11 protein-coding genes are annotated in these 12,884 nt (G+C 59.2%); 2 read left to right on the forward strand and 9 right to left on the reverse strand.

Annotated elements, in window-relative coordinates:
• Positions 1-50 precede the first annotated feature (50 nt).
• Positions 51-503 carry a ferritin-like domain-containing protein gene (locus tag NZK35_RS22145; RefSeq protein WP_145220602.1) on the reverse strand — a complete coding sequence of 151 codons (453 nt, stop codon included), beginning with the start codon at positions 501-503 and terminating at the stop codon, positions 51-53.
• A 36-nt stretch (positions 504-539) separates the two neighbouring features.
• Positions 540-761 carry a hypothetical protein gene (locus NZK35_RS22150; protein WP_259634707.1) on the reverse strand — a complete coding sequence of 74 codons (222 nt, stop codon included), beginning with the start codon at positions 759-761 and terminating at the stop codon, positions 540-542.
• Positions 762-961: 200 nt separating this feature from the next.
• Between NZK35_RS22150 and cutA the strand changes: the two genes are divergently transcribed.
• Positions 962-1,288 (forward strand): divalent-cation tolerance protein CutA, encoded by a 327-nt coding sequence (gene cutA / locus NZK35_RS22155; protein WP_259634708.1) that lies wholly within the window; start codon positions 962-964, stop codon positions 1,286-1,288.
• A gap of 106 nt (positions 1,289-1,394) precedes the next feature.
• Here cutA and NZK35_RS22160 read toward each other — a convergent pair whose 3' ends face one another.
• The 3 genes from NZK35_RS22160 to NZK35_RS22170 form a co-directional block, all read right to left on the reverse strand.
• Positions 1,395-4,640 (reverse strand): LPS-assembly protein LptD, encoded by a 3,246-nt coding sequence (locus NZK35_RS22160; protein ID WP_259634709.1) that lies wholly within the window; start codon positions 4,638-4,640, stop codon positions 1,395-1,397.
• Between the two features lie 338 nt (positions 4,641-4,978).
• Positions 4,979-6,598 (reverse strand): sulfatase family protein, encoded by a 1,620-nt coding sequence (locus NZK35_RS22165; protein WP_259634710.1) that lies wholly within the window; start codon positions 6,596-6,598, stop codon positions 4,979-4,981.
• Between the two features lie 424 nt (positions 6,599-7,022).
• The gene (locus NZK35_RS22170; protein ID WP_259634711.1) at positions 7,023-8,021 is read right to left on the reverse strand and encodes an Acg family FMN-binding oxidoreductase; all 999 of its coding nucleotides are present in this window, start codon (positions 8,019-8,021) and stop codon (positions 7,023-7,025) included.
• A gap of 357 nt (positions 8,022-8,378) precedes the next feature.
• Between NZK35_RS22170 and NZK35_RS22175 the strand changes: the two genes are divergently transcribed.
• Positions 8,379-8,642 (forward strand): DUF4112 domain-containing protein, encoded by a 264-nt coding sequence (locus NZK35_RS22175; RefSeq protein WP_259634712.1) that lies wholly within the window; start codon positions 8,379-8,381, stop codon positions 8,640-8,642.
• Here NZK35_RS22175 and NZK35_RS22180 read toward each other — a convergent pair.
• The 4 genes from NZK35_RS22180 to pgi form a co-directional block, all read right to left on the reverse strand.
• On the reverse strand, positions 8,597-9,067 hold the full coding sequence (locus NZK35_RS22180; RefSeq protein WP_259634713.1) for a PA2169 family four-helix-bundle protein: 471 nt from the start codon (positions 9,065-9,067) through the stop codon (positions 8,597-8,599). The genes NZK35_RS22175 and NZK35_RS22180 overlap by 46 nt on opposite strands.
• Before the next feature lie 210 nt (positions 9,068-9,277).
• A complete protein-coding gene (locus NZK35_RS22185) occupies positions 9,278-10,162 on the reverse strand; it encodes a glycoside hydrolase family 16 protein (protein ID WP_259634714.1) in 885 nt (294 codons plus the stop codon).
• Positions 10,163-10,319: 157 nt separating this feature from the next.
• Positions 10,320-10,895 (reverse strand): REP-associated tyrosine transposase, encoded by a 576-nt coding sequence (locus NZK35_RS22190; RefSeq protein ID WP_259634715.1) that lies wholly within the window; start codon positions 10,893-10,895, stop codon positions 10,320-10,322.
• Between the two features lie 110 nt (positions 10,896-11,005).
• Positions 11,006-12,640 carry a glucose-6-phosphate isomerase gene (pgi, locus tag NZK35_RS22195; RefSeq protein WP_259634716.1) on the reverse strand — a complete coding sequence of 545 codons (1,635 nt, stop codon included), beginning with the start codon at positions 12,638-12,640 and terminating at the stop codon, positions 11,006-11,008.
• Between the last annotated feature and the right edge of the window lie 244 nt (positions 12,641-12,884).

Consider the following 12,884-nt stretch of genomic DNA (forward strand, 5'->3'; position numbering starts at 1 on the left):
GCACACCAACACGTATGCCCTGCCATCGGTGGGTGTGCTCCGATGTGATGCTACGCCGTCTTGCTGTCGACGCTGGCGGCCACACTGGTCTCGCTGTTTCGCAACAGTTTGGTGAATTCGTCGACTCCTTCTTGTTCCTCTTCCAAGATGTTTTCTAGGAAGATCACCAACGGGCGATTGCCTTCGGCTAACTCCAGAGCTTTGGTGTACATCTCCACCGCCTTGGACTCGAATTCGAGACTGTTCTGCAAGATCTCTTGCAAGTCGCGGGTCTGCTTGATCTCGTTCCGCGTCGCGGCGGGAACACCGCCGAGTGCGACGATCTTGTCGCCGACCAGCTTCGCGTGGCCGAATGATTCTTCGGCGTTTTCCATGAAGGTCTTGGCATACACTTCACGCCACACACCTTCGACGATAAAGCTCGCCTGGGAGTACTGTGCGACACCCGTCCACTCGTGTTTCAGGCATTCATTCAGTTGGGCGATGACGGCTTCGTGACTCATTCGTATTTCTCCAGTTGGGGGTCGATATTCGTTGAATCATTCACCATAGCGCTCGAAGGTGGTTTCCGGCAACTGATATTTGAAGCAATGCGTCGCAATTTTTTTAAAACAGGTGGTCAGCAGTCGCCTTGTTGAGAATCGTTCGAGATAACTTGCCAAGGCGGGAGCGTTTTGTTGAAATTGCGTCTCAAGTAAATGCCTGACCTTCCAGCGGGACGCGTGACGGGCTGTTGATTGATTCGGGATCTGCTGAGTCAATGGTGAGCCGCTGGCCGTCAGACCTCGGGCGGGCGCCAGAATGCCCGGTCGCTTACGCGTCCGCGGCTCACTCAATCAACAGACCGGTGAGCGAGCGGCGCGTGTGCAACACCACCATCTCGCGCCACTGGCTGACGCCACGTGCCGGGATGCGGGGTTTTTCCAAAAATCCGTCTAGGTTTTTCATGAGCGACGAAACGATGATCGACGCACCCACCGTTCTGGTCTGCTGGACCACGGTTTCCGAGCAGCAGCAAGCTCGGACGATTGCCCAAGCTTTGTTGGAGCGGCGCGTGGCGGCCTGTGTCCAGATCGATGGACCGATCGAAAGTCACTATTGCTGGGACGGACGCGTGTGCTGCGAAACGGAGTATCGCTTGGTGATCAAGACGTCGGCCCAGCAACAGACTCGTTTGAAAGAGGTGTTGCGCGCGTTGCATCCGTACGAGGTGCCGCAAATTGTGACTGTGCGGAGCGTGGACGCCGATCGTGACTACGCGCGGTGGGTGGACGGGCAGACGGGGTGAGGAAAGAGGGACGCAAGCTAAAGCTTGCGGGGGTCGCAAGCTGGAAGCTTACGCCACTTGGCAAGCTAAAGCTTGTGGGGGTCGCAAGCTGGAAGCTTACGCCACTTTATTCTAGGCCTTCGATGCCTGGCGGTGGGATCAAGCCGCCGCCGATGTTGCCCAGGTTGCGGGCAAAGAACCGCGGCTCGATCAAGAATCCGACTCCGATGTTGTCCCGCCCGGTGTCGACGTTCAGGTTGACCCGCAACAACAGGGACTCACCGATGCGTGTCAATCCATACGACTGTCCGACCGATCCGGTGTTGCCAAAGTCATAGGTCATGCCGCCGGAGAAGATCCACTTTTCGTTCATGCGGTAGTCGTACGTGGTGCGAAGCACGGTGCTGCTGATCGGGCCTTCGAGTGAAAGCAGTCCGACGTACGTGTCGCTGACACCGGGCCGACTGGTCCGCAACCCCGCGCTGATCGAACGCAAGCCGCCGTCGAAGAAGTCGATGTAGCCGTCGCTTAAGATCGAATAGCGGTCACCGAGGTGATAGCGGAAATCGTAGGTCGTCGGGCCGACCGTTTCGTCAAAATTATCGCGATCGGATTTCGGGAACAGGATGGTGTCAAAGTCCAATTGGATGATGTCGACGATCCGTTCGCGGCCCGGCAGGCCTCGTTTGGTTTGGAATCGCTGGTGCAGCCCCAGTCGCAATTGCTGCAGATCATCGGCGATCACGTCACTGGGGCTGCTCACGCCGCGCTGGATCCCCTGACGCAACGCATACGTTCTCGGGTCGAACTCGCTGGGCAGTGTGCCGCCGAAGGTGGTGCCGATGAACCGCCTGCGGAATTGTTCCTGGGCGTTGTCGTCGAGTCGATCGTAGAGCGGTAATTCGTCCAAGTCCGCGTCACTGTCGGCGTACCAGTATTCCGCCGTCCAGTCCAGCTTGTGGGCCAGCCCGCGCATGTTCAGCAAACTGCTTTGGACCGTGGGGTCGATGCGGACCATGGGCAGGTTGAACTGCAGCCCGGCTTGACCGAGCAGACGGGTCAGCGATTGGCCGTCGGCGGCCTCGCCGTAATGGGCGGCTTCCATCGAAGCGACGGGGCGGAAATTGAAGGGGCCCACCGGCAGCCCGATCGAAAGCTCCTGGCGTGTCGATGCGACCACTCCGCCGCTGGCGACCTCGCCCGGCAACGGGAAGTGGTTCGCCGCCTGGACGGGGTCTTCCGGGGCATCGGCGACATTCAGCTTGGAGTACGACGCATGGTTGTGCATTTGCCATGTCAATCGTTCTTGCAAAAACGTGCCGCCGAACAGGTAATGGTTCAACGCCGGCAACCGTTCGGTTTCCTGATAGAAATCATTGACCTGGGCGTTGGCCGCCAGATCGAAAAGCTGGTTGTGGTGGTATTTGCGAAGCCGTAGTCCGGTGACGTGGTCGGGATCGTTGTCCCATTCGTTTTCCAGATACTGTTCCAGAAAATTGCGATCGCTCAGCCAGCCGGTTTGGGCGATAAACTCGTAATCGTTGGCCAATTGCTGTTGATGACGCAGCAACGCCCGGCCCCGATTTTTGGTTTCCGGTTCCAGGGAAAGCCGATCCAGGCCCAGTCGATCGCGTCCGCTGTCACGAATCCCCCACACGTCGAGCACGCCGCGCGTGCGGCCTGGAATACTGAACAGTCCCGGCAGGTTGTATTCCAAGTGCGTGCCGAACGCCGGCCCGCGATCACTCAAGTAATCGGTTGAGATCTCCCAGTCGACTCCCTTGGGCACGTTGTCGATGCCGAACAATTGAAAGACGTCCCAGTCGAGCATCACCTGGGTGCCGAAGTTGCTGTCGTTGTTGATCTTGATGTCCGTCACATAAAAGACGGGGCGCTCTAAACTGGTCGAAAACTGCGGCCAGTAAAAGATCGGGATCCCGCCCAAGAACACAAAACTGTTGTTGCTGCGAACAAAGGGATCTTTGTCGGCGACCAACAATCCGGTGCGTGGGTCGATCAGAGTCCGCGTCCGTTCAAAGAATTCCAGCTGCTCGCTCTGCAGCCAGTACCGTGGCACACCCATTCGGCTGCTGGTCACCGCCGCATCAAACGCGCGATAGTTGCCGCGGGCGACTTGCTGAAGCACTTCGGCCTTTAAACGAACCACGCCCTGGTATTCGGGCACCGTGGTGATCGCTTCGGCGTCCAGCACCATCCCGGTTTCACGGGTGACGTTGTAGAACATCGAATCGGCGTAGATCACATTGTCGCCCTGACGGAACACAATGTCGCCTTCGAGATACAGTTCCCCTTCCGCGGCCGATAGATCCGTCGAGCCGTCGAACACGTTTGACAAGTTCGGCAGCCAGCCGACGACGCGGTCGGCGGAGATGGTGACGGTGCCAAAATTCATGAAGCGGCCGTCGTCGAATTGGGCCGAGACGTCGCGGACACGGATCGTCACGCCGCCGCGGGCGATGATGATTTGTTCGTTCGTTTCCGGACGCAGGACGCTATCAATGATCGGTGGGTGCGAAGCGCCGCGGGCATCGATCTCGACGCTCTTGCTGCCACCACCGAAAAAGAACTGCGTCCCGCCGGTGGTCGCGCCGTCCTCAAACACGATCGGCGGCGGCGAGTCGGTAACCAGCGGAAGCCCGCCCGACGGCGGCAGCGGTTGCAAGGGCGCAAGCGTGTTCGTGGGCGGAGCCAGGGTGGGGGCCAGCGACGGAGACGGGATCGTCGAGCTTCCATCGGTGACGTTGGGATCTGGGACCGGTTGGGTGAATTGAACCTGGCCGACCGATGACTCCGCTCGCTGCGGCGTGGCTCCCACCGCCTCGATGGAATCAAGCGGCAGATACTCCAACAGGAACGGACGCTGTGCCGGCTTGCCGCGATAATTGGGGGCCTGGACCGAAGGGTCGCGTGTCGTGGTCCAGGTCGCCGTTCGCGGCGTCGGGTCGACGCTGCCGTCGGCACGCACTCGGCCTTCGATCACCAGCCGATTGCGAACGCGGCCGCGTGGACCATCGGTGACGATCAAGATGCGATCGGCTTGGATCTCTTGTTCGTTGTGACGCAAGACGCAGTCGCCTTCCAATAGCGATGCTTCGGCGCCATCGATCTGCCAGCGGTAAATCGTGTGGCCGCTGGCACGGATCGATTCCGACGCAGGGGGGGCTGCGACCGAGTCGAACGCGGCCCAGCACGCCCAAAGCAGCGTGATCGTGAAGAAAAACAGGCAAGTCCCGCGGTGCCGCAGGCGCGCAGCCCAGCGGCCGAACCGCTCGGAACGTTTCCGGGCGGTCGGTCGGTGCGAATCGGCAGTGGCTTCCGTGCCGGCCAAATTGCGTGTCGGGATCGAGTGCAACGAAGGATTTTGCCACCGGCGCGTACGTTCACCGGTGGGCGATGCCGCGATCCTACGAAGTCCCAGCGATTCATCACAAGCGGAACCTGCAAGTGGCGTAAGCTTCCAGCTTGCGATCCCCACCAGCGACCAGCTGGCGTCCAGCTAAGCTTCCAGCTTACGACCCACGTTGACGCTCGCGAAGATCGCGAGCAACGGCAAGCTGGAAGCTTACCCCACTTGGTGCGAACAGAGGCAAGCTGGAAGCTTACCCCACTTGTTGCTAGCAACGGCAAGCTGGAAGCTTACCCCACTTGGTGCGAGCAGAGGCAGGCTGGAAGCTTACCCCACTTGGTGCGTTATCGCTTCGACTTGGGCAGCGGTTTGACCATTACGATCTCGGCGTCGTTGGCGAGCTTTTCGCCGGGTGTGGTGCGGCCGTCGTCGATCGCCTTGCGCAACATCGCCTTCATCTTTTTCACCCGACCGGGATGTTCGGCGACCAGGTTGTTTTGCTCGCCCGGGTCGGCTGCCAGGTCGTACAGCTGCATCGGCGGCATGCTGGACGGGTCATAGCGGCCCGGCCGTGGGCTGCTCCAGCCGCCCGAGCCGGGGCACAGGCAAAGTTTCCAGTCGCCGTCGCGGATGGCGAACTGTCCGCCGATCGATTGCGAGATGATCGATTGTCGCGGCGGTTGCTGGGCCTGGCCGAGCAAGGTTTGCAGGAACGACACGCTGTCTTCGGCGCCGTCGAAGGGAATCGTCGCGCCGGTGATTTCTGCTGCGGTGGCCAGGAAATCGATCTGACCGATCAGGTGTTCGGTGCGCGACCCCGGTTTAACTTTACCGGGCCAGCGGACGACGAACGGGACGCGATGGCCGCCTTCATAGATGTCGGCTTTGTGTCCGCGATAGATATAATTCTGGTCGTGTCCGGCCGCTTCGAGCTCGTTGATTTTTGCCGCCGGCGAACACCCGTTGTCGGTCGTGAAGACGATCAGGGTTTCGTCGGCGATGCTGTTCTTGTCGAGTGCCTCCAGAACCTTTCCGACCGTCGCATCGACTTGCATCGTGAAGTCACCATAGACATTGATGCCGCTCTTGCCGCGCCACTGGTCGGTCGGCACGATCGGCGTGTGCGGTGCATTGAGCGGAAAGTAGATGAAGAAGGGTTGGTCCGAATTGGCGTTCTCATTGATAAAGCGAACGGTTTCATCCGTGATCGTCGGCAGCACGTCGACGGCTTCGAAGTTGGCACCGGCGGGGCCTTTGCGGTTGAACGCTTTTTCGACGGTCGCCTTTTCGGTCGGGACTCGATTGCGGACAAAGACATACGGGGGCATGTCCAGTGAAGCGCTGATTCCAAAAAAATAATCAAAGCCCAGGTCGTTGGGACCGTTTTGAATCTCGCCTTCGTAGTCGACGTCCCAGCCCTTGGCGTAGGGCTTGCCAAATTCGCCGCCGTCGTTTGCGGTGCCGCCATCTTTGAGTGGCCAGTCCCAGCCGAGGTGCCATTTCCCGATGCCGGCCGTCTTGTAGCCTTGGCTTTTCAGCATCGACGCGATCGTCAATCGGCCCGGAGAAATCAGCGGCTTGGAAAAACCGCCTAGCACGCCTTTTTGCAAATGGGTTCGCCAGTGATACCGCCCCGTCAGGACGCTGTAACGCGTCGGCGTGCAGACCGAAGACGAGGTGTGGGCGTCACCAAAGATCATGCCTTCGGCTGCAATCCGATCGATGTTCGGCGTCGGGATCTTGGACTCCGGATTGAGCGCCCCGACGTCACCAAAGCCTTGGTCATCGGCGAGGATGAAGATGATGTTGGGACCAGCGGCCGACTCGGCTTTCAACGGTGACGCGTCCAGGGGCAACACACCGAGGGCCGCGACCGCTGTCAGTGTAAGTGCCGCGATCCTGGATCGCCAATGAATCGTCGAGAAGTGGCGGCTGGTTTGCGTTGAGACAAGGCGCTGAAGCATGTTGAATTCGTGTGGGTTGATGTGGTTGACAGACGCCATCCGGATCCCCGGGCGGTGAAGAGTCGCGTGTGTTTCAGACGGCAGTTTCTTTGGTCCAGACGGCAAAGTCAAATCCGGGCCCGCACCATTTGATGGAAGCCCGCATGGGCAACGCTGTGAAGCATTTATTCCCAGCGTTTGACGAAGTGTTAGCGGCAGGGCGCAAGCCCTCCGGTCCTACACGCCGCCTGTCGGCGTCACCGGACGGCTCGCGCCGTTCCGCTACCCTCGGTTTCGGTTGTCGTGTTAGCGGCAGGGCGCAAGCCCTCCGGTCCTACGCGCCGCCTGTCGGCGTCACCGGACGGCTCGCGCCGTTCCGCTACCCTCGGTTTCGGTTGTCGTGTTAGCGGCAGGGCGCAAGCCCTCCGGTCCGACGCGCCGCCTGTCAGACGATCACGTCCTCGACGCTCCGCCTCGGTGTCGGCTTGACTTCCCTGCCGTGACCCAGGCGAAGCAGGATTTGAGGGTAGCCGTTGGTGCCGATCAATTCGGACACTTTGGTACGCAACCGCGGGATCTCGATCGGTTGATTCAGGTACGAAGCGTCGACCGACCAGGCCGCGCCCCGCAGCAACATCTTGGCAAGTGCCTGACCACACGCGACCCAATCCGCCGGCGTGTCCCCGTTGGTCCCGATGACGGCCAGCAGCGGTGATCCTTCGGCGAGTTGTCGGTCCTTGGCTGCTTGGCCGTCGCCCCAGTCGAACGTGCGGACGGCCAACCATCCGAAGTGTGACGCGAAATCGCCGATGCCCTGTGAATAGCCTGGGATGCCGTCGCGTCGCGAGCTGGTGTTGGAATGAATCCATTTGGCAAGCTCGTGTCGAAACCGCTTGTCGCTCGCCTGCTCGCGATCACCCTCGCTGATCAAATCGGCAAGTGCGTGTTTCTCCCGTTCGGAGTGAATCAAGTGAATCCATGCAGCTTCGCTCTTCGCGTCATTGATCCATTCGGTCTGCAATTGTGGATCGACGTCTTGCTTGCTAAAGGGGAACCGGTTGGTGCGTCGTTGGGGGATCGCTTCGAAGAGTTGCTGTTCGTCATCACTTGGCACATAGGGTCCGGCGACCATCACCCGAGCGATGATGTTCTCACCACTGCCGGGCGGAAGGATTCGTACCATGGTGGCCAGGGAATCGCAGTGGATCGCGAGATTCAGATGGAAGAGGGCCGCGCCGCAGCTGATCGTCAACTCGCGATTGCACGGATCGACCACGGGGCACGCCCGACTTAGATCAGCCAGTAACTCCACTTGGCCCGGCTTCAAACGGAACAGCCATGGCTGGGTGTTGTGGCCCGAGGGAGCTTTGACCGCATGGCCCACCGTCTTGAGCAGGCGGTCGGAAAGCGTCAGAGAGGGTGTCGGGGGCGCAATTGTGGTCATCGGGTCGTTGCCTGAATGAGAAGAATGAAATCGCCGAATAGACGATCGCCGAACGGGCGCCGGCGCAAACTTTCCTACTTCCTGGCGAAAGAACCGATCCTCACATGTTGCGCGTCATCGAGTGCTTGATCGATCACCGCCACTGGTTCTGTGATCGAATCACTTCCAACCGCTTCAGTGTAGCGTCCACGGGCCGATCAGGGAAACTTTTAGGACGTCGTGAACCAATTCCCGGGTAGGCAGCCGACGCCATGTGTCGCTTTGGCACATCAAACGCGGTGGACGTTTCAACAGCACTCGCATCGTTCACGCGGGTCGCACTCAAACCTTGACGGATGATCGTCCTCTCTCGTTGCCTTGAAGTCGATTCCGGGCACCTCGATCCGATTCGGCCTGGACAGTGCGCTGGGGTTGATCCCCGGCGGCGGAGACATCGGCACCGCAGCGGCAAGTGGTTGGATCCTTCTGCAAGCACGTCGGTCTGGCATGCCCAAACGCCGTCTTGCGCGAACGGCGGCGAACATCGCCATCGCTGGACGTGTCGCACGCCCGAGCGGAGATGGGGCGATCCGGATTTATTTGTTCTTGTACGCATCTCGAAGGTCGCGGACTCGATCATGACCCGCCTTCACCTTTTCGTATTGTGCGGTGAGGGCGTCATTCATCGCGCTTCCAGCGGTTTCCTTCAGCACCTCCTCGTAGGCTTCTTTGATGTGGTCTTCGCCACGTTCCGCCTCGATCAAAATCACATGGGCGTCGCCGCCGTTGAGCTTGCCGCGGATATTGATCCAGATGCGATGGGTCTTTGCAGCGACGCTACCGTCGTCTTCCGCTTCTTCGCCGTTGAACTCAACGAGTCGTTGCAGTTCGCTGGCCATGGCCGAACGCTCATCGCCGAGTTGCTTGAACAACGTCTTCAGTTTTGGGTCGTTCAGCTCTTCGGCCGATTCGTGAAAGCCGTTGTAGGAGTCGATGTTGGCTCGGATCAGTTTCTGGAGCTTATTGATCGTCGATTGGTTCAAATCGGTTTTGGTTTCAAGTGCCATCGTTTGCGTTCCCGAAAGAAAATGGTTTGTTAAATAGGGGCACGACGTCGCCGTGCGTTTCGATTAAACCATGACGCAAAGACCGTGCCGTAGTAGTGGCCACGTCAATAAACGTCTCGTCGGAGCACCTTTCGGGTGTGTGCTCCGCGCGAAGATCGACCGGGCTGATGTCGAAACGACCACTGCTGGAATGTATCGGCCGCGCGTCGCCTACTTGTTTTGAATGAGTTTCGTTTCTGGATGGCTGTAGAGCCGGATCCAGTCGACGTGCATTCTGGCCGGCAAAGTCGCCGTGATTTTTTCCGGCGTGTCGAGTCCCGTGTAGGAGTGAGTCCAACTGCCGACGGCGACGTTTAAGATCGGATAAAACGGCTGGTGGTACTCTTTCATCTCCGCCGCCGTGATGTCCCAGGACCCGAACTCTTTGCCGTCCAAGAAAAACTTCATGTGCGTCGGGGTCCATGAGATCTTGTAGAGGTGGTAATCCAGGTGCAGATCCACCGGCGCGTCGAACCATTCGACCAGACTCGTTTTTTGCTCGCCGACGCCGGCGAAGTGCAACGCACAATTGATTTGTCGGTGCTGCAGTTCTTTTGCGATGCCATCCTTGCCGCCGATTTCCAGAATGTCGGCTTCACCGCACTTGGGCCACACCGTTCCGGGGAAACTGTTGCCGAGCATCCAGAAGGCGGGCCAGATTCCGTTGGCGGTGTCGGGCACCTTGATCCGCGCCTCCAGGTCTCCGTACTGAAATGCGAATCGGCCGCGGGTGTGAATCCGTGCCGACGTAAACGCATTGCCTCCGTAAGCTTCCCGTCGGGCTTCGATCACCAGGTTGCCGTCACGGAGGTAAGCGTTCTCAGGCCGATCGGTGTTGAACTCGAGTTGTCCGTTGCCGAACCCATGCCCACCGACATCGTAGCTCCAGACGTTCCGATCAAGCGATTCCCCGTCGAACTCTTGCGACCAAACGACCTTGTTTGCCGTCGACTCCTGGCACGATGCGGACGCCAGAAAGAAAGCGGATGCGGCAGCGAACATGCCGGTCTGTGCAACGAAACGAAAGCCAAAAGATAGGAAGTGTCTGCGATTCATCGAAGAGTCTCTAAAGAAAAGAACGGTCGATAAGTAGGTCATGCTGTGCATGACAGGTAGTAGGTAGGTCATGCTGTGCATGACAGACGGCACGCACAGCGTGCCCTACGGTGTGGCACGCACAGCGTGCCCTACGGTGTGGCACGCACAGCGTGCCCTACGGCTCCCCAGCTTCCTTGACGGCTTTGATGGTTGACGGACGTCGGTCGATTCCTTCGGTGTAGCAGCCCCAATGTTCCGAGTAGACGCCTTGGGTGACCCAGCGATGAAAACTGGAGTGTGGCCAGTCCCGTGGGCACCGTACACGCCCGTGCTTGACCGGATTCCAATGAATATAGTCGAAATGGTTTTGGAAATCATCTTCATCTTGGACGACGTGTTCCCAATAGCGAGGTTGCCAAACCCCGTGCCTCCGCTGGCGTTGTTTGCCCTCTGTGACCGCGTGTTCTTCACCACCGATGGAAAGCCAGTGCTTCGTGAACTCCTTTTTGATCCAGCCGAGGCGTTTGGGGTACTCGCTGTCGCCACGCGGCAACGTCCAGAGCGTGTGCCAATGATCCGGTAATAAAACGATCGCGTTGACCGTCATTGGCCACCGCATCATGCACCTGCGAAGCATGCTTCCGATCAACGCGATCGCTGCCGGCCGCCGGAATGTTGGTTGTCGCTCATGGGTGACGACGGTGAAGAAATAAGTTCCGCCCGGCACAAACAAACGACGGTAATCCGGCATGATTCAACCTCCGTCGGTCATGCGGTCCATGGTGAGTCGTGAGTAGGTCATGCTGTGCATGACAAAAGGCATGCACAGCATGCCCTACGGTGCGGCATGCACAGCATGCCCTACTTGAGCGATCGGTAGCGCTGGATCAGGGTGTTGGTGGAACTGTCGTGGTCGAGCGGTGCGTCGGGGGATTCGAGTTCGGGGACGATCTTTTTGGCTAGAACTTTGCCCAGTTCGACGCCCCACTGGTCGAACGGGTTGACTTGCCAGATCACACCTTGGGTGAAGACGCTGTGTTCGTACAACGCGACCAGTTTGCCGAGCACCGCCGGCGTCAGCGTTTCAATCAGCAGCGTGTTGGAGGGGCGGTTGCCTTCGAAGACACGGTGCGGGGCGAGTTCCTCCGACGTGCCTTCGGCCAACACCTCCTCGCGCGTCTTGCCCATCGCCAACGCTTCGCCTTGGGCGAACACGTTGGCACTCAATTTGTCGTGATGATCGCCGATCGGATTGAGTGACTTGGCGAACGCGATGAAGTCGCAGGGGATCAAGTGCGTCCCTTGATGGATCAACTGATAGAACGAATGCTGTCCGTTGGTTCCCGGTTCGCCCCAATAAATCGGGCTGGTGTCGTAATCGACTCGGTCGCCGGCCAGCGTGACCGATTTGCCATTGCTTTCCATCGTCAACTGTTGCAAGTACGCGGGAAAGCGTTTGAGGTATTGATCGTAAGGCAACACGGCAGTCGTTTGGGCTCCGAAGAAGTCGGTGTACCAGACGGTCAGCAGGCCCAGGAGCACCGGAAGGTTCTCTTGCAGCGGTGCGGTCCGATAGTGTTGATCCATCTCATGGAACCCGGCCAGCAATTCGCGGAAGTGGTCCGGACCGATGGCCAGCATCGTGGACAGTCCGATCGCGGAGTCCATCGAGTAGCGTCCGCCGACCCAATCCCAAAACCCGAACATGTTGTCGGTGTCGATACCGAACTCGGCGACTTGATCGGCGTTGGTCGACAGCGCGACGAAGTGTTTGGCGACGGCCGAATGATCCGCGCTGAGTTTTTCCAGCAGCCAGGCGCGCGCGGTGTGCGCGTTGGTCATCGTTTCCTGGGTGGTGAAGGTTTTTGACGCGATGATGAACAGGGTCTCGGCCGGATTCAGATCACGTGTCGCTTCGGCAAAATCGGTCCCGTCGACGTTGGACACAAACCGCAAGGTCAGACCGCGATTGCTGTAGTGACGCAGCGCTTCGTAGGCCATCACCGGCCCGAGATCCGAGCCGCCGATGCCGACGTTGACGATGTTGCGAATCCGCGCGCCGGTGTGTCCGATCCACTGACCGCTGGTGACCGAATCGCAAAACGTGGACATCTTGTCCAACACGGCGTGAACCTCGGGAACCACGTTTTTTCCTTCGAACTCGATCGTCGCATCGCGCGGTGCCCGCAGCGCCGTGTGCAACACCGCCCGGTCTTCGGTCGTATTGATCTTTTCGCCCGTCATCATCGCCTCGATCCGCTCCTTCAGCCCCGCCGCTTCGGCGAGCTTGATCAACAACGAAACGGTTTCGGCGTCGATGCGGTTCTTGGAGTAATCCAAGTACAACCCGACCGCTTCGAGCGAGAAGGTTTGGCCACGTTGCGGATCGGCGGCAAACAGCTCTCGCAGATGCTTTGACTTGATTTGCTCGTAGTGGGCGTTCAAGTTTTTCCAAGCGTCCTGTGCGGTCAGACTCTGCGACATGGTGGTGGTCATCGGATCGAGGGGTTGGGGGTGGAGACGTCAGTAGGGCAGTTTAGCGATTCACGGGCATTTTTCGAGCACGGGCCAAAGCCGGATTTAGGCAAGTTTCAGGTTTCAGGTTTCAGGTTTGCGGACGCCCAACGCCACCCTATTTTGACACCAATCGTTTTTCTGTTAGCGGCAGGGCGCGACCCCAATACCGCTCAATCGACATGGTTTTGACCAGCGCAGGGCCTGTAGGCTCGCGCCAAACGGC

This window comes from Stieleria sedimenti, assembly GCF_025060895.1.
In the GTDB taxonomy this organism is placed as follows: Bacteria; Planctomycetota; Planctomycetia; order Pirellulales; family Pirellulaceae; genus Stieleria; species Stieleria sedimenti.